The organism is Erwinia tracheiphila (assembly GCF_021365465.1).
Taxonomy (GTDB): domain Bacteria; phylum Pseudomonadota; class Gammaproteobacteria; order Enterobacterales; family Enterobacteriaceae; genus Erwinia; species Erwinia tracheiphila.
On record NZ_CP089932.1, the window covers coordinates 3,933,026 to 3,958,283 of the forward strand.

Annotated in this window: 20 protein-coding genes and 1 pseudogene; 3 read left to right on the top strand and 18 right to left on the bottom strand. The window is 52.8% G+C overall.

Annotated elements, in window-relative coordinates:
• Positions 1–1,044, top strand: a complete 1,044-nt coding sequence (locus LU633_RS20555) for an ABC transporter ATP-binding protein (protein WP_016191043.1) — start codon at positions 1–3, stop codon at positions 1,042–1,044.
• 467 nt (positions 1,045–1,511) lie between these two features.
• On the opposite strand, the gene LU633_RS20560 is transcribed toward LU633_RS20555, so the two are convergent.
• From LU633_RS20560 to LU633_RS20595, 8 genes and pseudogenes are all read right to left on the bottom strand, one after another.
• A complete protein-coding gene (locus LU633_RS20560) occupies positions 1,512–2,519 on the bottom strand; it encodes a substrate-binding domain-containing protein (protein ID WP_016191042.1) in 1,008 nt (335 codons plus the stop codon).
• A gap of 3 nt (positions 2,520–2,522) precedes the next feature.
• Positions 2,523–2,945 carry a hypothetical protein gene (locus LU633_RS20565; RefSeq protein ID WP_016191041.1) on the bottom strand — a complete coding sequence of 141 codons (423 nt, stop codon included), beginning with the start codon at positions 2,943–2,945 and terminating at the stop codon, positions 2,523–2,525.
• Positions 2,942–3,634, bottom strand: coding sequence for a hypothetical protein (locus LU633_RS20570; RefSeq protein WP_016191040.1), 693 nt, complete (start codon positions 3,632–3,634; stop codon positions 2,942–2,944). The genes LU633_RS20565 and LU633_RS20570 overlap by 4 nt, the downstream gene beginning before the upstream one ends.
• 181 nt (positions 3,635–3,815) lie before the next feature.
• Positions 3,816–4,030: pseudogene (locus LU633_RS26315) on the bottom strand (MbeD family mobilization/exclusion protein).
• Between the two features lie 172 nt (positions 4,031–4,202).
• Positions 4,203–5,612, bottom strand: a complete 1,410-nt coding sequence (locus LU633_RS20580; protein WP_016191039.1) for a sucrose-6-phosphate hydrolase — start codon at positions 5,610–5,612, stop codon at positions 4,203–4,205.
• Positions 5,612–6,982, bottom strand: a complete 1,371-nt coding sequence (locus LU633_RS20585; protein ID WP_016191038.1) for a sucrose-specific PTS transporter subunit IIBC — start codon at positions 6,980–6,982, stop codon at positions 5,612–5,614. Before LU633_RS20585 ends, LU633_RS20580 begins: the two co-directional genes overlap by 1 nt.
• A 65-nt stretch (positions 6,983–7,047) precedes the next feature.
• The gene (locus LU633_RS20590) at positions 7,048–8,610 is read right to left on the bottom strand and encodes a carbohydrate porin (RefSeq protein ID WP_016191037.1); all 1,563 of its coding nucleotides are present in this window, start codon (positions 8,608–8,610) and stop codon (positions 7,048–7,050) included.
• Positions 8,611–8,770: 160 nt separating this feature from the next.
• Positions 8,771–9,700: an aminoimidazole riboside kinase gene (locus LU633_RS20595; protein ID WP_016191036.1), complete on the bottom strand. Its 930-nt coding sequence runs from the start codon at positions 9,698–9,700 to the stop codon at positions 8,771–8,773.
• Positions 9,701–10,040: 340 nt separating this feature from the next.
• Here LU633_RS20595 and LU633_RS20600 point away from each other — a divergent pair, with 340 nt between their 5' ends.
• Complete coding sequence (locus LU633_RS20600) at positions 10,041–11,954, top strand: GGDEF domain-containing protein (RefSeq protein WP_016191035.1); 1,914 nt, start codon at positions 10,041–10,043, stop codon at positions 11,952–11,954.
• A 135-nt stretch (positions 11,955–12,089) separates the two neighbouring features.
• Here the strand turns inward: LU633_RS20600 and LU633_RS20605 are convergent, their stop codons facing one another.
• Both LU633_RS20605 and LU633_RS20610 read right to left on the bottom strand, forming a co-directional pair.
• Positions 12,090–12,509: a type III secretion system chaperone gene (locus tag LU633_RS20605; RefSeq protein ID WP_016191034.1), complete on the bottom strand. Its 420-nt coding sequence runs from the start codon at positions 12,507–12,509 to the stop codon at positions 12,090–12,092.
• A 55-nt stretch (positions 12,510–12,564) separates the two neighbouring features.
• Entirely contained in the window at positions 12,565–17,892 is a 5,328-nt protein-coding gene (locus LU633_RS20610) for an AvrE-family type 3 secretion system effector (protein ID WP_016191033.1), read from the bottom strand.
• A gap of 317 nt (positions 17,893–18,209) precedes the next feature.
• On the opposite strand from LU633_RS20610, the gene LU633_RS20615 reads away from it, so the two are divergent.
• A complete protein-coding gene (locus LU633_RS20615; RefSeq protein ID WP_051124373.1) occupies positions 18,210–18,497 on the top strand; it encodes a hypothetical protein in 288 nt (95 codons plus the stop codon).
• Positions 18,498–18,608: 111 nt separating this feature from the next.
• On the opposite strand, the gene LU633_RS20620 is transcribed toward LU633_RS20615, so the two are convergent.
• The 8 genes from LU633_RS20620 to LU633_RS20655 all read right to left on the bottom strand — a co-directional run bounded on the left by LU633_RS20620 (position 18,609) and on the right by LU633_RS20655 (position 25,186).
• A complete protein-coding gene (locus LU633_RS20620; protein WP_016191031.1) occupies positions 18,609–19,844 on the bottom strand; it encodes a YopJ family acetyltransferase in 1,236 nt (411 codons plus the stop codon).
• Positions 19,841–20,308 carry a type III secretion system chaperone gene (locus LU633_RS20625; RefSeq protein WP_016191030.1) on the bottom strand — a complete coding sequence of 156 codons (468 nt, stop codon included), beginning with the start codon at positions 20,306–20,308 and terminating at the stop codon, positions 19,841–19,843. The genes LU633_RS20620 and LU633_RS20625 overlap by 4 nt, the downstream gene beginning before the upstream one ends.
• Positions 20,309–20,417: 109 nt before the next feature.
• Positions 20,418–21,773, bottom strand: a complete 1,356-nt coding sequence (locus LU633_RS20630; protein ID WP_233485071.1) for a harpin HrpZ family protein — start codon at positions 21,771–21,773, stop codon at positions 20,418–20,420.
• 189 nt (positions 21,774–21,962) lie between these two features.
• Entirely contained in the window at positions 21,963–22,313 is a 351-nt protein-coding gene (hrpV, locus tag LU633_RS20635; protein WP_016191028.1) for an HrpV family type III secretion system protein, read from the bottom strand.
• Positions 22,306–22,500, bottom strand: coding sequence for an HrpT family type III secretion system protein (gene hrpT, locus LU633_RS20640; RefSeq protein WP_040465572.1), 195 nt, complete (start codon positions 22,498–22,500; stop codon positions 22,306–22,308). Before hrpT ends, hrpV begins: the two co-directional genes overlap by 8 nt.
• A 14-nt stretch (positions 22,501–22,514) precedes the next feature.
• Positions 22,515–24,539 (bottom strand): type III secretion system outer membrane ring subunit SctC, encoded by a 2,025-nt coding sequence (gene sctC, locus LU633_RS20645; RefSeq protein WP_016191026.1) that lies wholly within the window; start codon positions 24,537–24,539, stop codon positions 22,515–22,517.
• A complete protein-coding gene (locus LU633_RS20650) occupies positions 24,532–24,963 on the bottom strand; it encodes a type III secretion system chaperone (RefSeq protein WP_016191025.1) in 432 nt (143 codons plus the stop codon). The genes sctC and LU633_RS20650 overlap by 8 nt, the downstream gene beginning before the upstream one ends.
• The gene (locus LU633_RS20655; protein ID WP_016191024.1) at positions 24,950–25,186 is read right to left on the bottom strand and encodes a type III secretion system protein; all 237 of its coding nucleotides are present in this window, start codon (positions 25,184–25,186) and stop codon (positions 24,950–24,952) included. The genes LU633_RS20650 and LU633_RS20655 overlap by 14 nt, the downstream gene beginning before the upstream one ends.
• Between the last annotated feature and the right edge of the window lie 72 nt (positions 25,187–25,258).

Sequence of the window (25,258 nt, forward strand, 5' to 3'; positions counted from 1 at the left end):
ATGTTAATCATCACTAAATTAAATAAATCTTGGCAGGGCACCCCGGTGCTGCACGATATTCAGTTAACCGTGGCCGCTGCCAGCCGCACGGTGATTGTCGGGCCATCCGGTTCCGGTAAGTCCACCTTGTTAAAACTGATTGCCGGTTTTGAAAATCCCGACAGCGGTGACATTGTGTTTGAGAATCGACCGCTGACGACAGCTAATCTTGTGGTGCCAGCCTACCAGCGCGGCATCGGTTATGTTCCCCAGGACGGCATGCTGTTTCCTCATCTGACGGTACGCGATAACATTGCCTTTGCGCTAAAAGGCTCACGGCATGAGCAGGATCGCCAGGTAGCCGTCCTGCTCGACAGCGTTTCGCTGGCGCAACGTTACGCGCAGCGCTGGCCTCACCAGCTATCAGGAGGCCAGCAGCAACGGGTTGCGCTGGCCAGGGCGCTGGCGCTGAAGCCTAAACTGATGCTGCTGGATGAACCTTTCTCTGCGCTGGACACCGGGTTGCGCGCCGCGACGCGCGACGCGGTGAAACAAATCCTTGGCGAGTCGGGCATCGCCTGCATGATGGTCACGCACGATCAGGGTGAAGCCCTCTCCTTTGCACAGCAGCTGGCAGTCATGCAGGATGGCAGACTGGTGCAGATCGGCACGCCCCGTGAACTCTGGCAGCAGCCCGTTGATCAACAGACTGCCCATATGCTGGGGGACGCCATCATTCTGCCACTTTGTCAGCGTGAAGCACGCTGGTATTGCGTGCTGGGTGAAGTCATGCCGCTTCACCCACCAGGGAAAACGGCAGCCTGCGTCATGCTGCGCCCGGAGCAGTTGCAGATAGGCACCAGCACGCAGCCGACGGGGATCTTATTGACGGATATCGCTTTCGCTGGTGACAGGTCACGCCTGACGGTGTATCTGGAAGCAGAACAACGTTCACTGTCGCTGCAAATCAGTTCATCGCAGCGGCTGACGCCCGGCAACTGGCTGAAGGTGGAGATCGCACAGGGCGTTCATCTGCTGCCCTCGTCCGGCCTTACAAGCGAGTAAATGCCATAATGTCGGGGTGCCGGGCTTTCCGGCATCATGTTGAAACGCTGAAAGTTGATTAGCCTGCATTCATATTTCTGAAATAACGTTCCATTAACCCTAAAATAATAAAACACCAGTTAACGTGGATCCCAGAATACAATAAATCAGGCTGAACCAATCGTTGAGTTGAGAATTAACATCACCGTTATTCAGCTATTACCGCTGTAGATGACCGGCATATCTATGGCGGATTTTATTCAGCAAAAAATAAGGAAGGATTATTTTTGCCCCACAGACTTTGCCTGCTAAAGCCAGCGCTGACTGGATCTGTGATGAATATCGTTGTCTGCTGACGATGCGGCTCCACAAAATGCCCACCACCACCTTTTATTCCTCGGAAAAACAGGACGCAGTCAGCTATTGCGCCAGCGCAGGGGCATGGATTCATGCCTGCCAGTATGGCACTGATACGCTATGTTCAAACCTTATACAGAACGGTAGCGAAGCGTCGCAGGTAAAATAATCTGATTAACGTCCGGCTCTTCGCCCTGAATCAACCGGGTTAAAATGGAGAAGCACTCCTGCGCCAGGCGCGGCACGTTTTGCTCAACGGTATCAATATTGAGCGACAAAGAATCATACAGATAATGATCGTCAAAGCTGGCGATATGCATTTCGCTGGTCAGTAAATGGTGCTGGCTCATATAGCGTAACACCCCCTCCAGCAGGCCGCAGGCAGCGGTAAACAGCGCTTTTGGCGGACGACCGAGTCGGGCGCAAAGCCCGGCAAACATCTCATAACCGCTGCTGGGATGGTAGCTACCGTGGATAATCCAGTCGGGATGTGGAGTGATGCCAGCCCGCGCCAGCCCCTGGATAAAGCCTGCCAGGCGATCGCGCGTCGGTGACAGACGCGGTTGCCCGCCAAGAAAGTAGATTTCATCAGGGTGTGCGTGAGCCAGCCGCTCAACAAGATCCGCAGTCGGTGGAATGGCATCGGTCACCACCAGCGGAAGCTGCGTATCATTCATATAGCGGTCAAATAACACCACCGGTAGCTGCTCGCTGAGTTTCACGTAGTCGCTGTCATTAAGCATACTGGAAGCAATAATCAACCCATCCACCTGCCGTGCCACGAGGTTGTTTACCACCACCATTTCCTGTCCGGCGTTCTCGTCAGTGCAGGAAATGAGCAGCTGCAACCCGGCTTCCCGGCACAGCGTTTCCAGCTCGTGAGAAAAAACGGCAAAACCGTAGTTGGTGATTTCCGGTACTACCAGCCCGAGGGTGTGACTGCGCTCGTCACGAAGTAAACGGGCATGGATGCTGGGCTGATAATGATTTTGCCTGGCAATAGCCATAACGCGCTCACGCGTTTCCTTTGCCACCCGCAGCTCTTTACCGCGGCCGTTAAGTACCAGGCTGGCAGTGGTTTTTGACACCACGGCCAGCGCGGCAATATCACTGATGGTAACGCGTTTGGTTTTTCTCACGATTTAGGGGCTTCGATATATCTGGACAAAAATTTCCTTTGGTGACGTAAAGTAAGCAATAGAAATAACGTCATTATTCTTATAACTTCGCCAACATTCAGCTTCAACATCACACGTTTTTTGTGGCTCATACCCTTCAGACTTTAGGAAATTAATAATTACGCTACTGTCTTTGATACCATAAAAATGGATTGTAAAAACAAATTCATCTCTGCCAGAACCTTTACTGAAATCAAACCGATAGTTATCTGAGACTCTTGGCATTCTTTTTAGTATGTCAGGCGTGTAATACTCATACTCCCGTTTATCCTGCTCAGTATAATGCGCGCTTGTGGCAAACTCCATCCTCATATACGGCCAGCCGACAACCAGCACAATACTCGCGATGACAATTACACCAGTCAGGATGACGATAGCTTTCCTCACAACCCCATCCTACCGTTGCCAGCACCAGGTATTACAAACGTCCCGTCATGCCGTGGCAGAATCACATTCCCGGACAGAAAATCGTTATAGGGGACAGCCGTCCGCATAAAAGGTGGCAGCAATCCTTTGTGTGGTCTTGCATGAGGATTTTTTTCAGGGTCAGGAAACAACAGCGGCTGGAACGTCTCATTTTTCCAGCTACCTATTTTTCCGTAATGATCCCAGCGTTTCAGCGCCTCGGTTTTACTAAGCGGACGCAACATGTGGAACGGATTCCGAATCGACACCACTCGGTAGAATCCCACCAGATCCTCTCCACTAAAGCCGCTGTCAGTCACCAGATTATTAGGAAACGCTCCCTGAAATGCCTCAAACTTTCGAGCCATCGTCATCATCATTGCCAGAGCGATGCTTTTCTGTTCCCAGTGAGGCCTACCGCGACGTATCCGCCATGTCATCACCTTACCTGACCAAATCAACCTGAAGGGCGACGTCATCCCCTGTGCATACCTGACATCATAAAACTCCTTCCCTGATGACTCTCCCTCAGCAATTAACCTTGGGAGGTCGCGAATATCCTCCCCCCTTGAATGCCCCAAATCTACCCAACCAGGTACTTCCGTATAAATTAATCCATCTCTGGATGTCGCTGCATACTTCCCATCAATGATGTCTGATCGCTTACTCATCCTGAATATCCCATTCCTTATTGACTCACTGCGGCCTGATTTAACCACAGAAAACTGCATCTCCGACAGTTTTACCCCAGCGAGGGGCCGTCATAATTTCTCTGTCGCTGTGAGCGTTCCAGACCCGGCGTCATCTGGCGTTGAACCGCCAGTTCATGCGCCCGCCGCTGATCGATGCTGTTCAACCCGTCGACAAGCGGCGAAGCTGCTCGCTCAAACTCTGCACTTGCCTGCTCAGGCCTGTGATGCGCTCGCTCAGTTCCGCGCTTTACCGTGCATAAGACCAGACATCGTCCGCCATTGCGCGAAGGCGCTCTCCCACTGCTCCAGACTGTGTAAGTAGCTCTACTTTAGCTGCTCTGATGCGCTCAGTAACTGTATTTCCAGTTCCTTCATGTGCTATTTCCCCGTCAGTATCATCCAGCCTGAATCCTCGCCGAATTTCCCCGCTTTTTGATTCGCACGCACGCCGCGCCGTCTGTTGTCCCCCACACGTCGAACGCTATTCCTCTCTGACAACATCGACTACATCTGCTTCTGTCAGGTTTTTGTTTTGAATAACAGACGCTTATTCTACCATGCAACGACGTAACAACCAGTAGCGGGCGTGGACTTCTGTTGCTCCGCTCAGGGTCAGGCATGCTGGCTGCATTGGGAAGTAACGGCTACTCATCACCCCTTCGCCCTCGTTGATAAAGATCTCAACGCTGGAATGATCGCACAGGATTTGCAGCTTTCTGGCTTCACCACACCACCAGCGATACTGCCACTCGTTGGTCTTCAGGCTGCGACGCGCCAGACGCAGCTCATCCTGACTCCACTCCAGTATCAAGGTATCGGCAAAGTTAAGTGTAACGCCGCCCTTGCCTTCCAGCAGTAACTCCAGCCGTTGTGCGTCCAGCGTCGGCGCATTGTCAGCCAGACCATTAAACCGCTGTTCCTCTTCACGCAGTGCCTGCAATTCCGCTACTGGCTGCTGATACAAGCGCCCGTTATGGGAAGTCAGCTGCCGTATGCAGGTCATCTGATGAATCCACCCGTGTTCGATGGTCGGCTGCAGCATCTCTTCACCATCCGGGACGCCCATCCAGCCAACCAGCAGTCGGCGTCCATCATCACTCAGCGTGGTTTGAGGCGCATAAAATTCAAAACCCGCATCCAGTTCGTTGAACTCGCCGTGCTTATAGTTAATATGGTGGTAATCAAGCGTACCACTTAGCCAGGCGCTGGAATGGACGTTAAGAAAACGCTTATCTTCCTTTGCAATCCCCTGCGGGCAGCAGATCAAATAGGTGCTCTCGCCAAGAGTAAACATATCCGGGCATTCCCACATGTAGCCCGCATCGCCAAGCCCGCCCAGGCCGCTGCCTGCAATCTCGCCGAGGTTGTGCCAGTGGTGCAGATCGTCTGACTGTAACAGCAGCACCTTGCCTTTCAGCTGGTGATCCTGCGCCGCCAGTACCATAAACCAGTGCTCGCCGTGCTTCCAGACTTTGGGGTCACGTACGTGCCCAGTGTAGCCTGCCGGTAACGCAATGACCGGTCCAAGCTTCTTAAACCTGCCCTTGCGATTCTGTACCGCCAGGCATTGCCAGGCGGTACGGCTGCCGTCGTTAAACTTGACGTTACCGGTATAAATCAGCGTCAGCACGCCGTTGTTATCCACCGCGCTGCCTGAATAACAGCCGGTACGGTCATATTTTTGTTCAGGCAGCAGGGCAATGGGTTCATGTTGCCAGTGCAGCAAATCCTCTGAGCTCCAGTGTCCCCAACTTTTATGCAGATGCTGGCAGCCCAGCGCATTCCACTGATAAAACAGGTGGTAGCGACCGTCAAACTGGATAAAGCCATTCGGGTCGTTCAGCAACCCGGTGACAGGAGCAAGGTGCCAGCCGGGATAGTGGCGGTCTTTAAGCGCCACTGGCTGTCCCTTCATTACCGCCTGTAAAAAGGCGCTCAGAAGTGTTGAAGAAGACATTATTCAGAATCCGTTTTGTATTTAAGCAGGTAAGAAACAACAAAAGCGATGCTGAAGGCGATAACCATACCAATCACATAATTAAGCAATGAGCTGGCCTGGACAATCGCCATTCCTGGCAACCCGGTCAGGCCAACTGCCGTCATGTAGACATGCATCGACACCACCCAGGCTCCGCCAACCGCGCCACCGATAAGCCCCGCGATAAAGGGCTTCATAAAGCGAAGGTTTATACCGAAAATTGCCGCCTCGGTAATGCCCAGCAGGCAGGAGAGCGCAGAAGGCAAGGCGATAGATTTGATTTTCACATCCTTACTTTTCAGCCAGACCGCCAGGCAGGCACCGCCCTGGGCAACGTTCGCCATGGCCCAGACAGGCAGCAGGAAGTTAACGCCAATGGAAGGATTCCCCAACAGCCCGGCTTCAATAGCGTGAAAACTGTGGTGTACGCCGGTAATAACAATCGCTGAATACAGCCCGCCAAACAGTAATCCAGCCAGCCAGCCCGCATGGGCAATCAGCGTGCTGAGGACAAAGGAGATACCGTCACCCAGCGCACGCCCCGCCGGACCGATAATCAGCAGTGCAACAAAACCAGAAATAATTACCGTCAGGAATGGCGTCAGGATCAGGTCAAGGGCATCCGGGATCATGCGACGCAGCTGCTTCTCCAGCAGGCTCATAAACCAGACCGCCAGCAGCACCGGGAAGACCGTGCCTTGATAGCCGATCATCGCCACCTGGATACCAAAGAAGTCCATGGTATGGAAGCCTGCCGCCACGCCCCACGCGTTGGTCAGCGCCGGGTGAGTCAGAATGCCGCCAAGGGTCGCACCGAGGTAGGGGTTACCGCCAAACTCACGTGCGGCGGTGAAGCCAATCAGGACAGGCAGAATGATAAAGGCCGCCGAGCTGCACATATCCAGCATGATATAAAATGCATTATCGGCATTCACCCAGCCATAGGTTTTCACCATGCCAAGCAGTCCCATCAGCAGGCCGGAGGCAACGATAGCCGGGATAATAGGGACGAAAATATTCGACAAAATGCGGGCAATACGCTGGAACGGGTTCAGCTTACGGGCGGCGATATCCGCCGCTTCCGACTTGCTCGACTCGCTGATTCCGGCCTCTTTAATAAAGGCGGCGTGAACTTTATTCACTATGCCAGTGCCGAAAATCACCTGCAGTTGTCCGGCGTTACGGAAACAGCCTTTCACACCTTCAATTTTGCCAATGGCGTCGGTGTCAGCTTTGCTGTCATCGGCCAGAACCAGGCGAAGACGCGTGGCGCAGTGCGCCGCGCTGGCAATATTTTCTCCCCCCCCCAGTAACGGCAGCATCGACCGGGAAATTTGTGCAAAATCCATCATAACCTCTGTCTTATTGTCTTGTCTTACATACCATCAGAAAAGGCCCCGTCGGGGCCTTTTCATCAGAACCAGGTTTCCATCTGAACGCCGAAGTTCCACTCGCCGCCGGCTTTAAAGCCGTCGCTACCGAAGGCATCGCTTCCGGCATAATTGTCAAGGTGGTGGTCCCAGTCCATCCAGGAGGCGAACAGTCTGATTTCCGGGCGTTTCAGGAAGTCACCTACATCGCCCGCCTTCAGCGTCGGCGCAACGGTCAATTTATAGAAGCCGCCGCTCACCGCATTACGATTGTTGTACCCTTCTGGACGCAGGTCCATGTACTGATAGCTACCTTCGTACTGCATCTCAAAGTTCTGGTTGATTTCCTGAATCACACGCAGGTTAGCGGTCGCCCACTGGTAGCTGTCGCCTTTTGCATAGCGATTCCGGCTGGTTTGCGCCAGTAATGCCGGAGCAAGATGCCAGCCACCGCCCAGCGGGGTGATACCGTAGGTCGCCAGGCGCCAGGTGTCAGCCTGCGACAACAGCGCACCGTCGGAACCCACATTTTTCACTTCCGCACCCAGTCCGTGACCATAGAGAAGCGCGGTTTTTGATAACCCTTCGCGCAGACCATAGAAGCTGTCGTTATGCAAACCAACCAGCGCATGAACACCTTCATTGGCCGCATCGCTTTTAACCTTATTGCCCTCGGTATCAAGACGATCATCGTTATCTTTCGCGCGCATACCGCTAACCATAAATTGCAACGGCCCATAGAAGTTATTCGACGTCAGGATATAGTTCTGGGCGGTGTTTTCGCTGTTTTCGATATCGCCAAACGTACGGCCATACAGTGACAGATTGCTGTGACCCTGTTCGCCCCACCTCATGTCATAGACACCCGCACCGGTTCCGGCGAGAAACACCACATCCGAATCGAGCCAGTGGATGTCAAAGTTGTCGCGATCAAAGCGCTTACCAGCCCAGACGGTGGCGTCTTTAAATCCGTCGGTAAAAGTCGGCAGATGGCCGAGTTCTACAAAAGCCTGACGAACGTTGAGCGAACTGGTGTTACTGGTCCAGTCGTTGTAGGTACGCTGGCCATCGGCCATCATCACCTTAAAGCGCGTGGTTGCGCCATTTGCCAGCGTCTGCTTGTGCTCCAGATTCATTTCAACGTAGGTGTCCGGCTCATTGCCCAGTCGTCCAACGTGACCGCCGGTTTCGCCGGCTGGCGTCATTGTCGGTCCGCCCTGGGTTTTCGCCGCTGAACTGTTCATCAACAGGCCAGAGCGGGCGTAACCGTGAAATTCGAATCCTTCGTCAGAGGATTTTTGTGGTACCTGAAGGGGTTTGGGTTCCGCCTCACTGGAATTTCTCTGCTCCAGCCGGGCAGTGCGCTGCTCAACCTGCGCGGTGGTGGTCTGGTTTTTCTGCTGGGCTGAGGCCAGCTGTTGTGCTTGTTTTTCGGCTGCTTCAGCGCGGTTTTCTGCGACATCCGCACGATGTTCAGCCGCCTGAAGGCGCTTTTCCATCGCGGCAAGGCGCGCTTCAATACTGCTCATGTCAGTGGCTGACCATGCAGGGCCAGCCGCTGATAACAACCCGATTGTTACGGCAACAGCGAGAGTGCTTTTTTTCATTGTTTTGCATTCCTGGAAGGAAAGGCCATCATCACATTATTTTTGCTAAACCGGTTTAGGCGAACATCATAATCATGAGTAATTTCTTGCCGCAATGAAATTTGTTAAACCGAATAAACGATTGTGAGATAGCTCGCAAAACGAGGTGGGAGGGGCACGTTCAGTGCTCCAGTTGCTGTTCCAGCTGCTGACGATAAGGCAATGCGGTCATCGCCCCTTTAGCCGTGGTCGCTAATGCACCACAGATTTGTGCGCTGCCCAGCCGCGCCGCCAGCTGAGGTTCATTTTCCGGCAGACTATGCTGCGCCAGCCCCCACAGTAAACCAGCAACAAAGGCATCACCCGCACCGGTGGTGTCCACGCTGACGACCGGTAAGGTTGGATAGTGATAAATCTCGCCGTGGTGCCATGCTTTGACCCCATCCCTCCCCAGCGTGACCATCAGCAAACGAATGCCAAATTTTTCCGCCAGCTGCGCCATACTGCGATCCATCTCCGTTGAGCCGCTAATAAACGCCAGCTCCTCTTCAGAGAGTTTCACCACATCGGCCAGCTGCAACGCCTGGTTCAGGCAACGCTGAAGGCTTGCCGTATCGGACCAGAGATCGTGACGGATGTTGGGATCAAAGCTGTTGAAACCGCCTGCCGCCCGTACGCGGGCCATTGCCGCGAAGGTCGTTTCACGGGAAGGTTCCGCTGCCAGCGCTATCGAACAGCAGTGCAGCCATTCGCCCTGTTTAAACGGCGGCAAATCCGCCTGTTCAATAAACAGATCGGCCCCCGGACGGACCATAAAGGTAAATGAGCGCTCACCTTCTTCATCAAGAGAGACGACCACCGTTGAGGTACGGTGTGCCGCATCGGGCAGCATAAAAGTGGTATCTACCTGCTCATCTGCCAGCGTCTGTCGCATAAAGTGGCCAAAAGGATCGTCGCCTACCCGGCCAATAAAACCACTGTTGCCCTGCAATCTGGCGATGCCCACCGCCACATTGGCTGGCGCGCCTCCCGGACATTGTAACAAACGTCCCTGACCTTCTGGCAACAGATCCACTACGGCATCACCCAGGCACCATACCCGCACTGACATGACATCATCCCCCTCAGTAATCATTATTAGCTAAAACGGTTTAGCTTTTAAGATTCTCGATTATGCCTGTATTCAGCGTTGTCGGAAAGATGTGATACGCGAAAAAAACGGGAACTGTGCGTGATTACGTAAAAATAATTTTCCTCCCTGAACGCATCCTGCGGCCAGTTAATAGTGTGACCGGGATCAATTCCGCTCATTTTACGCGCCGTGGTGAGCTAAAGAAATCATCCCCCTGACCGATAATTAATCGATATAACCAATAAAAATCCATTCAAATCCATACTTTAATCTTTAATAAATTGTTATTTAAGAATTTTACACTAATAAGGGGAGTCGATTGATTAATTTTTTAAATGCAAAGACCGTTGCCAGTCAGGCATTGTTACTGGCCGCACTTCGCACCACCATCGTGGTAATGGTGGTGGGGTCAATTTCGTATTATTTTGATTATTCGACAATTCTTAAATCCAGCCAGGCGCAACTGTTGGTATCGACGCAGCAAAAAATTTTTCGTGAGAGCCTGCCGTTTCAGGAGATTATTCAGACGGAAAACAATTTCCTGGAAGAGTTTAAACGATTGTACTCTCAGGAAAATAAAGCTATTAATTATGACAGCTATTTCAATGAAATCTTCACCCGGCACGAGGATGGTTCCTGGACGCAAAACAGCAAAATGTATGATGGGTATATTTTGCAAAACGGACAATATGTCTATGGCACCTCGGCCACCTACTCCCCTCAGATCGCACCGGATACGGATACCCGAAAACGATTTGTTCTGTCTTATTTGTTGTCCTACAAATATGGTGGGGTATTAAAAAATCGCTTTTTAAATTTCTACGGTGTTGTACCCGAGAAGGGCTTCACTATTTTTCAAAAAGAAGATATTGCCAAGGCATTCCACTATTCCGGTCCCGACGCGCTCGATCTGTCAACATATGAGTTTTATTCCCGCGGCTTTAGCCAAAAAGATGACAGCCCTATTTTCACCAGTATTTATTACGATTTTTCAAATAAGGCCTGGATGACAACGATTGCCATACCTGACGTTGCCCCGCCCGGTGGCAAGCATAAAATTATGGCCTGCGTTGATCTTCTGCTGAATAATCTAATGAAAAGAGCGAGCGAGCCTGAAATTAAAGGAACCCGAAGCACCGTTTTCGAAGCAACCCCGCAGGGAAAACTGATCTCTGACGATAACTATCAAAAGGAGATATTTTCCAGTCAGGGCAATGTCTCTATCTCTTCCCTTAAAATCGCAGGCTATTATCCGCTGATTGACGCGGTTCTGAATGATCGTTCAGGCCAGGTTAAACTGCTTAATTTAGAGAGTGAAATTGTCGCCGTCGGTCGTATTCCGTGGACACCCTGGGCCATTGCGATACATTATCCCAAGAGCCTGCTTTATAAGGAAACGCTGTTTAATATCAAGGTCATTGTTTATCTTTCCATTGCCACGCTGGTGCTGGAATTAATTATCCTGTCCAGCGTATTAAGAAATAAAATAACCATACCACTTAATAAGCTGATTGCGCTTTCGGCAACCGTTATTCCATCCAAAAATGGCGATGCCACCTCGCAGGAATTAAACAGCAAAGATGAGATAGTAAGACTCCAGTATGCCTATATTGATATGATGGAAAGGGTGAGAAAATCTCAGGAATCGCTGGAAGATAAGATAAATGAGAGAACCAAAGCGCTTGAGCAGGCTAACCAGGAACTTTTCATTATCTCACATACCGATCCACTCACTAAAATTGGCAACCGGCGTTTCTTTTTTAATCAGGGTGAAGATTTACTGCTCAAACCTGACGAGATAAAAAGCAAAATATTGCTGGCTATTATCGATTTCGACTATTTCAAAAAATATAACGATTTCTACGGGCACCCGCAGGGTGACCAGTGTCTGATGATTGTTGCCAATATCCTCTCGGAGAATATCGATACCCACACGGATATTCTGGCCCGCATTGGGGGTGAAGAGTTTGCGTTAATTAAAACCGTGCCCGACGATGAAGAAGCACAAATCTGCATCAGGAAACTCTGTGATTCCGTTTCGTCAAGCGCGATTCCCCATACAGCGTCTGAAAAAGGGATAGTGACGATCAGTATTGGCTATGTGACAGAAGAATATAATAAAAAAATCACCATGGACGCGCTGATGTCAAAAGCCGATCGCGCGCTCTATATCGCGAAAAATTCCGGCAGAAATACTATCGTTCATTTTGGCGATATCAGGGATGAGGCTTAACCTGCTTCTCTGCAGAAAAGGGGGAGAACCGTGACAACGAGGAATGCCAGCAACAACCTTATCCCCTCGCCGTTGAGAACAGCTGAAGAGCGGTATACGCCCGTGCGTTAACGGCACTGGCGTATACCGTTATCCTCAGGCAGCGGGGCGCCCAATCATCTGATTGATAAAGTCACGCACTTCCACCACCTGTTCGATAAAGCCACTGACCACATGGCTGAAGCTTGCCTCATCAAGCTGCGCCAGCGGTTGCTGAAAACATAAACGCACTTTGTAAAGCTCATCCAGCGCCAGCCAGCAGCCGCGCATTGCCGCCATCTCAAAATTGAGCTGTAACAAAAGTGGATACAGCGTCAGCGATCTCTGAGAATCAGTTTCAATCAGCTGGCAATGCAGCAGCAGGCTTTCACTTTGCTCGGGCACTTCCAGCACCGCCGCCTCTTTACCCTCATCGTCATACAGGGCGCACACGCCATCCTTTAACTGCAAAGGCGTTTTGCAACCGACGGAAAAATGCTGCAGCAGCTTTTCAACCTGCTGTTGTGTCGGTGTCATCATGTCACTCCTTAATGTGGTGATTATCGGATCTGAGTCTGATCGGCTACGTCAATCAGCCCTTCATTTCAAACCCTTCTTTCTTCAGTCCCGTCAGCGCAGAGGCCACTTCCGGGTTAGCTTCGGCAATTGCGCCTTCCAGTGTGAAGCACCGCGGCGTGTCCTGGTCCCGACCATATTCAAAGTTGATGGTGCCGATATTGCGCTCCATGCTCATGCCAGCACTGTTGCTGGCGCGCAGTAACATTGCAGGCGTATTAAACCCTTCGCTTTTGGTGGCGCTCTGAATGACACTGACCGATTTAATACGCAGGTAATCAGGGTCCTGAAACAGAGCGCCCAACTCTTCGCGTCCTAATTTGCCTTCGAGCATCGCTTTTTCAGCAGCATCACGCACGACATCTTTCAGCTCCATCGACACGATGGCATAGCTGAACGGTGTGGTTTGCAACTGTTTGATTAAGTCTTTCAGCACGGGATCGTTATCCATCATGCTGCGGATACGGTCGGCGCGACTGGGCAACAATGCGGCATCAATGTGCCGTTTTAACACACCCAAAATACCGTTCTCGTCCAGCCTCGACAGGTTAGTGTAAGTAGTGAGGTGCATGGCTGAACCTAACTCCTGGCTATTGGTTGCGACACACATCTGACGAGCCACCAGTTTTTTCAATGTCCGAATAGCCTGATAGCGATCGTCGTCAGCCGTGGAACGGGTATTGAAATGTTTGCTTAACTTATCAAGATGTTCCACCGGGTCAGGATTCTCATCTTTCTCCAGCGCCTTCAGCAGGTTAACGCTATCGCTGTCCCTGAAATGTTTCTTTAACATTGACTTCAGTTCGCTGATATCGTGATTGGTCACCGGTTCAGCCTGCTTCAGCCCGAGAATGATGTTTTGGGTGGTAAGGTCATCCATCGCCAGCGCCACTGACACGTTGGTGGAGGTAAACGCCGGAAAGGTTCCGACAGAGGTAGCAGGTGCCGAGGTGGCATTAGCGGTGACCTTACCGTCATGGGTAAATCCGTGCGCCACCCCCACGCTGGCGGTCAGGTTAGCCCCGACGCTGGCCGAGTTGAAAAACGTCAGGCTGTTATCACTGGAAGTTTGCGTGCGGCCAAACTCACCGGTTTCAGTGATGCGCTCGCTCAAACCGGAAACGAGGTTAAGCGATCCGCTCACACCGGTAGAAATACGGGCCGTCACACCATCGGGCTTGCTGCCGTCACGGGTCATGTCAATGCCCGCACGCAGGTCAAATGCCGCGCTGGTATCCACATTGTACACCAGCCTGCGGCCCTGCATCATCTGATGTTCAATGCCCTTTTGCATCAGCTCCGTCGGCGTCAGGGTGCCTTGCGTCAGTCCATGTAAAAAACCGGGCAGTTCATCTTCCGTCAGTTTGAAATTAATGCCGTTCAGCAAAGTCCCTTGCAGACTGGCGCTGACTGCCCCACCAATACGAAAATCCGGGCTGATTTTGTGTTGTTTACTCAGCCAGTCGCTGGCATTTTCAGCCGTGGTTTTTTTGCCAGTCATATAAGGCATTAAGTCATATCCGGTCGCCAAAAAGATGGTACCGTTCACGCCACCGCCACGACCAAAACTAACGTTCAGGCCACCAGGAGTGCGCCCAAAGGTCAGGTTATAGGCGCGTTCCAGAGCGACCCCAGCGCCAGGAACAATCGGCACCAGCACTCTGTTAATTGTTGGTACGAAAACACTGCTCAGTCCGGCACTATACGAACGGCTGAAACTCATGCTTTCTCCGCTGCCCATCGACAGCAGCGTGTCTTTTAACTTTTCCACCAGCTCGGCATTGCCGTGCGTTTCCAGCACGGTTCGCGCAGTCAGATTGACGCCGTGGTGCTCTTTTTTGAAAGCATTGATAAAGGCTTTCACCGCATCGTAATCCGCTTCCAGTGCGCCGTGATTGGTAAAGCCCATATCGGTATATTGCTTCACCGGGTTGTCGCCATACTGTTTCTGCCGCAGTGCATCGAATTCCTGACGCAACTGTCTGATTTGCTCGCTGTCGGGCTGGCCTCCCGAAATCAGCGACGCTTTGTCGGCCAGCTGGTGCATATCGCCCAGGGTTATGATGTCAAGGATCAGCCGCGATTTGGTCAGCGCCGTCTGGTCATTAGGATCGCGCTGGCGGCCAAGGGGGATATCCGCTTTCTGGTGGCTCATATTGACCCCCTTACTGATAAAATCACTCAGCAGGGTGTGCAATTTATTTTCTGAAGCAGGTGAAGGCGGAGCTATAGTCACCGCTTTTTCCAGTGCTTTGCTGAGATCGCGCCCTGAACGGTTCACGTTAAAGCTCTGCACCACACCTTTGGTGGGGGAAAGCCTGAAATCCTCATTGGCTGTGCCATTCCTGGTCAGCACCCCCTGGTGTTGACCAAGAATGGTGGCGGAACGGATGGCGCTTTGTTCAAGTTCTTCCCGGAAGTGCTTCATATCATTGAGCAGGGTTTCACCGTGCTTGCCGAGGTCCATCTTCTCCAGTTTGCTTTTCAAATCCGGCTGCATGCCTTGTTTCAGCACATTGTGCGACTCAAGCTGTTTAATCAACGCGCCCTGCATTTCATATAAAGGCTGCAGGCCGCGCCGTCCCTTCCAGTTATGCTGCATGCTGTAGGCGGCGTTTTTGATCGGGCGCGGCGTCTTCATGGTGGGGTTAAAGACATAGGCCCGCACCCTGTCAGCAAACTTGCTCTTGATTTTACGGTTCTCAATGCCGTTCATCCCGGCAGCCTGCGCCGACACGTTTACCGTGAGGCCGGTTCCGGGGATACGCACACCTTTCATGCCCTGACTTAACCGGCCAAACACCGCCTGGGATTCGCGCGTTCCCACATCCAGCGGCCCGCTTTCTGGCGATTGATAAGGATGCCACTCCCCTTCTTTCAACTGATGCTGCGTGGTATCTGTCATGGTGGCGACGAGCCGATGCTCGTTGTCCATTTCCAGACGTTGCAGATCACTTTTGTTTTGCGGCCCGGTAAGTTTTTTCCAGCCACCGCCAGCTTCACCGCTTTGCCACTGTTCACGGGACTGATGGAAAACCTCACCATCCTGGTTGACGGCATACAGATTGTGCTGCTGGTCAACATGGATGTCTTTTAATGCGCCGGTAATCCCTTCCAGGTCAAGGGTTTGTACCTGACGGGCCAGCTGCTGCGTTCCGGGTTTGATTTGGTACGAGCGGATATCCCCTTTTTCCGTCAGTGCAAAATAGTGATTAACACCAATCACCGCTATCGCCTGCGCTTTATCTGATTTGTTCAGCCCCTGTAAGGCAACCCCCGGCTCGGGTTTATTACGCACATGAGGAAGTGCGAAGAAGTTATCTTTACCCTGCCTTATCGACGAGGTGGTCTGATTAATACCCAGTCGTTTCACCTCACCGTCTTTCAAAATATAGGCCGTGCCGTCCAGCCCTTTTTTCAGCTGTTTACAATCGAACCCCGCGCTGGTCCAGCCTTTGGTCAGCAGATCAAAATAATGAACGCTGCCATCCTTAAGTGCGAGGCTGCCCAGGTGCGCCATATCGAGAATTTTGTGCGGTTCAGGACTAATATGATGCAATCCGAGCTGGTTATTAATGACCATGGTATCGGTCATATTCCAGCCGGGGTGGAACTGGTCGTCATCGCCCAGCGGGCAGGCATGTTGCTGTCTGAAGTTATCTTTGACCAGCACGTTGAGCTGCCCTTTGTGATCGGTAAAAAATCCTTCAATCCGATGATTGCGCCCATAGTGCTGCTCCAGCACTTTCTGCGGCATGTTTTTCATCGGTAATTCATTATTGTCTATCTGCTTCAGCAAGCCGATATGCAACTTACCTTCACTGTCGGCGGCAAACAAGCGACCATTACTCATGGCGACAGACTGTACCTCAGGATGAGGCTGTTCGCGCTGTAACATTTCAGGCGTATCAGCAAGCCGCAGGCTAAAATAGCTGCGATCTTCCGGCTTTGCGTCAATCGAAGGCAGCAGGCACATGTGGTGTGCGCTTTCCGTATCGGCCAGGACCGCCACCTGGCCATTTTTACCCACGGAGAACGATTTGATTTTATCGATAAATTTTTCCGACGACTGGTTTTCAGACAGATTGCTCAGTGTCTGGTCATCCTTCACCGCATAAAGTTTACCGTCGGCCTGGCGTGACAGGTTACTGTACGAGGTGTCACTGGCGCTCTGCCACAACCCCAGACTGGAATTCAGCAGGTGCAGCTTGTCATCATGCAGGCAAACTGCCTGACCTTCCTTTTCTGCAACGCCCGCAGGATGCTGCCAGACGCCACTTAACATAGCGTGATGGGCAGAACCTGGTTCACTCAGGACCATTTTGTTCTTGCCATTTTCGCCAATACTGATTTGCAGTTTGCCATTATGGCTCGACAGGCTTACCGGCGCATCGCCCGCCTGTTCCAGCTTGCTCTTCAGTTCAGCAGACTGGCTGTTATGCAACACGCTGTAGCCATTTTCATTACTTTTGATATCAAACAGGCACCCCTGTTTGTCCAGAAGCTGATGCTGGCTGCCATCGCTGCTGACGTTGTGGGCCAGATAATGCTGATCCTCTTTACCGAGGGTTTGCGACAGCAGCGTGTTGATCGCCGACGGATTGGTGCCAGACAGTTTCAGTTTGCCCTCTTGCAGCGATATTTGCAGTTGTTGCTGCTTCATATGCGCCGGGGCCGGCTCTTCGCCATCGCCTCTCGCTATTTCCCGCCCTTTCATATCAGCCAGGTCATGGCGTTTGACGCCACCCGAGCGGGTTAAACGCGGTTCACCCTGTGGAGAGGCGGGTGGCGTTTCAGCGCATTCTTCGGGCCTTGCCAGCAGCTCCGCTAAGGTGGTGCCTCTGGCTGGTCCACGCAGCGGTGCGTTCTGCGGCTGTTGACCACTGATGCCGGTTTTATTGATCGGGCGCCCCGCCATATCCTCAAGGCTGCTGCGCCTGCACCCGCCTGAGCGGGTTAAGCTCGCCCCGGCTGGTTGATCATGGCTTTCCCCATCGTTCGCCATTAGCTCACGCAGGGTGTTACCTTTACCGCGCACGTTTTCCGGTGCCGAGGTGGTTGCAGGTTGTGAGGAAGATTTCGAGGATTTTTTACCGAATAAACGGCTGAAACTGAACGATTTTTTTTTCTGACGGGCAGGACTGCTGCCATCTTCACCAGTGTCCTGCTGATGCACATTAGGCAATTTTCCACGATTTCTTCCGTCTGTTGCCAGCGAACCGGCTGCGGCCTGCGGTGTACTGCTGCCGCTGCCCTGTTGCAGTGCTGCGCCCTTGCCCGTTGTTTTGTTTTCGGTTTTCTGCACTACTGCTTTTTGTTCCGCTCCATGCAATCTCAACTTCATGACCGCCCCCGTTCCCACATTAATTTTGTTTATGTAGTGCTCTTAATTCGACGGTTCCCCGTCGCAGAAAATAGAGTTGGGAAAACAGCACAAAATGAGGAACCAAAGAGACGATTGTCTCACCACACTAACATCGGACAGCGGATGCCGTATGTTCTCGGATAACCAACCTTTATCAAGGAGAAAATATATTTAAATTCTGATGCTTAACAGCATTCGCTCGACCTCGCTGGGGCAAACACTACCCGCAGAGAATAACAGGCTTTCTTCCGGTAGCAACAGTCATTCCACCATGGGCCAGCTGCTGGGTGCACTAATTGAAGTCATTATTGTCTTCTCAGGGCTGGGAGGGCAAAACAGCGTCACAAGCCCATTTTCAGGGCTGGGAAATTGATGGTGTTGTCGACTGTCTTCATGCCGATTTTCTTAAGGAAGGCGGGACAAATGAGCATGTGAGCCAGACCGCCTGGTGGGTTACCCGCTACCTGGCAGACCGACTGCTGGAACTGCTGCGCCTGGAACAGCGTCGCTGTAAGCAGCCTTTCCGTACATCTGTCCATGCTGGAGGAGAAATTCGACGTTCTCCTGTTTGTTTAACCTGCTGAAATCGTTTCTGGCTTACGCAACCAACGGTTCGCCAACATGCCCGCCGTTTACCCACACAACCAGGAAAAAAAGCACGGGTATTAACGGTGCGTTTTATTAAAGGGGTAAAATTATTTTCGTCCTCGCTGTGCGGCGAGATAGTCACCGGCCCGCTGGATTTCCTGGAAGCGAAACCCCTCAATGGAGGTGCTGTAGGCTTTATCAAACCGCTGGGCGCGGTAAGCAAGGTTGCGGTGCAGCAGAGTTTCCGCATGCAGGCCACCTTTATCTTTAGTAACAATGTCGTTTCGGCGCCCCTGCCTTTCGGCATGGCCTTTTGACTGCGCATGTTTGATAAACTCTGACGGGATCCGCACATTTTCTTCTTCTTCACCAGCGTGAAGACGTGAGGTGTATTCATCGTGATGCTTATATAATTTCAGCGCATTACTCAGCGCAAACATAGCACAGTCCCAGTCTGAAGCCTGAACAAAGTTGCCTATCAACTTCACTTTGCTCTCTTTAAGCCCGTGTTCGATATCCTGCCGAATCTCATTCATCATACCCCACAGCGCTGACTCAAAACACACCACCGAGGGGTGATGGCCGGGACGCAACTGTACGTCGAGGGCAACATGGTGATCGGGTATGCCTCTGGACGGGCTGAAGACCACGCGCATATTCATTGGCTGCCTACTGTCCCATGCCTTTTTGTTCTGCTCTTTGATCGCTTTATAACACGCCTCCGGTCCGCGGAAAACGTGCAGGTTCAGGTCAGGATGACGCGCGTTTTCGGCTTCGGCGAACAGCGGCAACATTTTTTTATCCAGTTCCGACAGCTGTTTATCGGCACCTTTTTTCTCATTGACCCGTTCGATAGCCATTTTGGCGTATTCATAGAGTCCCCCGTCCAGCTTTTCCAGCTCCGGCAGGTTGACGGTATCCATCTTTTCCTGCAAACGCCTGGGGATGCTCTCCGGCGTTTCCGGCAGCGGATCGTTACGTGAGATCTTCGGTGACACCTGCATCATCTCGTGGAATTGTGCCAGCTGTGAATGCTCGCGATTGCCGCCCTGGCGCACTAATACTGCCCTTGATGAACTGGCCGGCCCTGTAGAATACGCCGACGAGCTGCTCCCTTCGCCACTGTGCCTTGAGGTCGCACGCGCACGATCAGGCGTGCCGGGTGTGGAGCGGGCATTGTAGCGGGTGTTATTAGACAAGGTGGCATTTTGCCGCTGAAGACGTCCAGCTCGACCCGCAGGCAGTGGGGATGACTGTGGCGACGCCAGCGGCGAGGAGGATGGCGTTTGCTCTTCCTGTTGTGAACTGCTTTTACGCCCTATTATGACGCCAAATACGTTCATCGAATTCTCCCCGCTGCTTTGAGTGTTAACCCCTGCGCCATCAACGTGGGCGGTAACGCCGCTACATCAGCCCGGCTGTGCATTAATTTGCTTTGCCAGACTTTCGTCACTCCGATCATCTGCACGCAGGCGTTGACAAAGAGGTCTTCGTCAACTGCGGGCAGTTGAAAACGTTGAAACAGTAATAATTCGTCTTTTTCCTGATCGAGACCAAATGCGGCACCATCACTGGTACAGAAATGAAACAGGTTGGCAGCAAGAATATCAGCCAGGATTACGCTACCATGCGCAGCAGAGAGAGAGCCCACAGTGAGATAAACAAACAGCCAGTTTTGTAACTCCATGTATTCCAGCGTCATCTCCAAACCGTTTACTTTCAAACAACAAAGCTGATTGGCATCCAGCGACAGCGTGCCGGTTTCCAGACGTCTTGCCAGCGCACCTAACAAATCCTGAATGATCATGATAATCCTCCACGGGATACTCTGATATATCGCCCGGAAGTCAATGGCGCTTGCCAGGTTTTCCCTAAAAGAGAAGCGGGCAAGCGTTGCCCGCCCGAACGACGACAATTTACGCCCTCGTACCCATTTTGCCCAGTGCCATATTGTTGATGACATCACCGGTTAACGTGGCATCAACACCCAGCGAAGAACCACCCGCACCGTGTGCCTGCAGGTTGCTGTTACCCGTATCACCCATCATTGCACTTTTTATCATGCCTTTGGCTTTATTGAACTGATCTATACTCCACGGAGTCATGCCGTCGTCATCCGGGTTGCTCAGTGCCTCTGCCCAGGATTTGGTATCGGTTTTAACTGCCGAGTGTCCGTTTTTCTGATACTGAGGCTTACCAAAGACCTCAGGATACTGGTCCATAAAGTGGCCCACTTCCTTCGCCAGCCCTCGGTCGCGTTCATTGATGAAAGAACGGGTGCTGCTATCGCTGTGGGTACCGATGCCATTCAGCGCCTCGATACCCGCTTTCATGCCCACGCCTGTTCCTACTGCGTTACCCAGCGCCTGGAAGTCAACCGGCCCCTTCAGGCCCGGCAGGCCGTTACCCAGTCCTGTGCCGTTACCCAGTCCCGTGCCCATGTTCTGGCTCAGTCCGCCGCCCATCAGGGCAGTCAGCGCATCGATCACCCCTTTTTTATAGGCATCCTGCTCGTCCTGTGTCGGCTTGCTGCCAGTTGAAGAGTTCCCGTGATCGCCAAATATGTTTTGCATCACTTCATCGAAGATTTTACTCAACTGCTGCTGCGGGGTGCTTCCTGAGCTTGAATCAGTGCAGGAAGTTAAATCTTTGCCCAAGGTTGAGTTGTTGGAGTATGAGTTTGAGTCAATACCCAGTACCTTATCCAGTGAAGAAGGTATGGTGTTTCCAAAGCCAGTACCCGGTGCAGAACCGATGTTGCCACCACCTAAGCCACCTAAGCCACCTAAGCCACCTAAGCCACCGAAGTCACCCGGGCCACCGAAGTCACCCGGGCCACCGAAGCCACCCGGGCCACCGAAGCCACCCGGGCCACCGAAGCCACCCGGGCCACCGAAGCCACCCGGGCCACCGAAGCCACCCGGGCCACCGAAGCCACCCGGGCCACCGAAGCCACCCGGGCCACCGAAGCCACCCGGGCCACCTAAGCCACCCGGGCCACTGCCGAAGCCGTTGCCCAAACAGACGCCCTGCATGCCATTGCCGCCCATGATGCCATTGCCGCCCATGATGCTCATCATCAACATCATGCCGGTCAGCAGGCCTGCCAGCTGGTTAATTGTATCATTCTGGCTGTTACCTAACCTCAGGCCAGAGTTTGACTTAAGTGCACCTACCTGTGGACCGATTCCTATCAGTCCATTACTACTACCCGCCCCATAAGGGGTGATTTGCAACGTAGGTAAGCCAAGCGAACTAAGGTTCAGACTCATACCATATTCCTCTGTCAATTAATGAAATTACCCTGCGGGTCAGACACCGAATCAGTGCCATACCAAAGCCTCTATTGAGTGCTGCCAGCGCGGTGCTGGTTCCGGGAAAGGGTAAAAAAATAACCGCGTTCCGTGAGAAACGTGACTAAAGAGAAAGAATCGAGGGGAAGTGCTGAAATATCTGGCCGGTTAACCGGCCAGTTCGATACCTGCCAGGCTGAACAGCCTGGCAATGGAGGCGTTATCCTCTGTGTTGTCGTCACCAACCTGACACCAGCAAGAGAGCACCCGATCTTTGTTCATACACAGGAAACAACCGTCATAACGCTCGGGCTGCGCACCACGTCGGTATAGCAGCTGCTGACAGATTCCGGGAGGCTGGAAAGTGGTTTGCAAATTCAGCATCACTTCCCGCCCACGTCCGCTACACAATGCCTGCAGCTCCACTCCGGGCTTCACCGGCCAGCGACAGCTTTGACGCAGCTGCAACAGGCTGAGAAAAGCCGGCAGCGACGCCACCTGCGGGCAGACACTATTCATTCACCGTGACCTGGGTGAAATCTGCGGCACCGTTGCGTAATTCCGGCTGCCACCAGATAACCAAATAGTGTGAGCCGGACTGGGGACGGCATTCCACCGAGGTACAGGATAATCCGTTATCCTGTCGTTTGGCGCAGCCGGCCAGCAGCAGTGCCATGCCCAGCAGAACAAAAGAGGCTTTTTTCATCATTTTTCCTCTCCTCAGTGATTAATCAGTGATTCGCGTGATTCAGTCAGCGCGCGGTTAGGATTGAGCGCCATATAAACCTCCGCCGACTGGCCCGGTGCCAGCGTACTGCCTGGCCATACCGCCACCGCCATAGTACGGCGGCTGGCACAGTTCGATTCGTCAAAGCGCAGCGGTTTTTTGGTGATATTGCGCACCACGCCGACGTTCAACTGCACACTGCCGTTACTGCCGGAGTACCACTGTGCCCGTGAACCATCAAATAACAAACCCGGCACCTGGCGGCACACTTCGCTTAACCGCGCCCCGGACAGTTGCTGCTGGAATCCGGCGGGTGTTTGCCGTTCAACCAGATCGCGCATCGCATTTTCAATCACGTCGTGCATATTAACATTGCCGTGGCGACGCTCGACGCGCTCCATGGCATCGTTTAACTGCTGGCGATTATCTGCGGTGACGTAGCGCGTCGGATCGGTCTGATCGCCAATCAGTCTCGGGGTCAGAATAAACAGACGCTGCCGCTGTGAAATCTCGTGACGGGTCGAGGTAAACAGCTTACCAATCCACGGAATATCGCCCAGCAGCGGGATGCGGCGGGCGCGATCACCACTCTCTTCAACGTGGAATCCACCGAGCACCAGCGCGCGGTTTTCGCTGATCAGCGCCTGAGTGCTGACCGTGCCACGTTTCATGCCCGTCGCCTGTCCGTCAATGTTGGTTTCCAGCTGGCCATCTTCAATATCAATCATCAGCTGAATGGCATTGTGGCCCTGGTAGCCCACCGCACGCGGCGTAACCTGCAGGCTGGTGCCTGCGGTAACTGGCTGGATATCCGCCACGCGCTCACCGGTCGCGGTAATGTACGCGGTCTGGCTGAAGTCGATAACCGCCGGCTGGTTTTCCAGCGTCAGCACTGACGGGTTGGCCACAATAGACGCGGTGCCTTCCCCTTCCAGCGTCTGAATGTCCGCAAAGAAGCGTTTAAAGTCGCTGACAAAAAGGGTGCCGCTGCCGGACATCAGTGAGGTGCCTCCAGTGACGCCGCCTAAGGTTGCCTGCCAGTTGGCTTCCAGCCGGTTTAAGGCGGTGCGATCGATATCCATAATCACGGCATCGATTTCCACCAGGTTCTGCGGCACATCGATTTTTGCAATAAGTTGGGCATATTCGTCATGACGCTTATTGTCATCACGAATTAATAAGGCGTTGTTACGCACATCTGCAGAAATGCGGCCATTGAGGTCGTCAACACTGCTGTCGCCCGTGCGGTTGGCGCGGTTGGTACGACCGGATAACCGGGCCAGCAATGACTCAGTGTTTTGCATCATGGCATTAGTATCCTGCGCACCCATGATGGCCTCGCTGCCGTTGGCGCTGGTTGGCGCTGCGTGTTTGCCGCCCATCAGCTCATTCAGCATGGTGGCAACGCCGGGGATCACCAGGGTTTGATCGCGGTAATGGATGGTCCTGTCTGCCACCGAAGCATACTTCAGTGGGAAGGTCATCACTTTACGGCGGTCCTCTTTCTTTTCCCGCTGTTCGCTAAAGCGTTTTATCAGTTCAAGGTACTGTGGTGGGCCGGTAACCAGCACCACGCCATCGTCAGGCAGTTCGCCCCAACCAAAGCGTGGGTCAAGCAGACCGATGCCGGTCAGCGCCTGTTTAATATCCGGCGCGGCATCCGGCGAGATTTCCAGCCGCTCGGAACTTTGTTCGTCCTGAGGGCTGACATAAAGCGTGTTGTTGTAAACAAACCACTGAAAGCGGTGCTCTAACGCGAGGCGATCAAGAAACACGCTGGCGTTATCGGCACGCATTTTCGCGGTAATTTCGGTGTCTTCCACATTCCCCAGCTGCAGATCCACACCGTGTCCGGTGGCAAAATCCTGCAATACCGTGGATAACGGCGTATGGTCGGCGGAGTAAGCGTAGGATTGTTCTTTCCAGTCGGAGGGAGTCTGGGCCCCGGCCTGAAGTGTTGTGCACAGCATCAATAACGCGCCCAGCAAGCGGCAACGTGACTTACTCTTCTCAACCATGGTTTCCCCTTGGTAATAATGCCTGGCTGTGCAAGGGCACTGCGCCATGGGTTGCTGCTTTTCTTCGCTGCTGTTGCAGCATGGTTTGCCAGACATCGCGCTGATTAAGCAACGATTCCAGCTGCTCACACACCGCATCAATATTATGTTCACGGAGGCATAACACTAATATCAGGCTCTGTCCCTGAAAAGCAAGCGCCGCAGCATCGCGTCCAAAATGACGTAATGCCGGAGCGGACAATTGTAATGCCCGTCCCAGCGTATCTTCATTAAGCGGCGCATTGACGGTGAGCCCGGCCAGCGCAAAAAGCTGACCTGCCCGCTGTTGTAGCCACAGTGCTCCGTCATCCACCACTAACTGCTGGTCTTCGCCAGGATTATCCAGCCAGTGTTGCGCCAGTTCCTGCAACTCAGTTGATCTCATTAATAATCGCTTTGGCCAGACCATGCTTAACGATCAGTTCCTGGCTGGCAGCCCAGCTGGCGTTAGACAAGCCAATGGTAGCCTCAAAAAAGGCAAAGCTGTCTGCCTGGCTGTAGCCGTCACTGGCATCCATGGCGGCATCCATGGCGGCATCGTCGAGTTGGTTTTGTGCCCGGTCAAACTGACTGTCCAGGCGGCGTTGTAGCGCACTGATTGATGACATAGTGATACTCTCTCTGTGAGCGGACCTGTCATTAAGTGGCTAAGGGTGTGGGGCGGTTCCATGTGAGGTGAA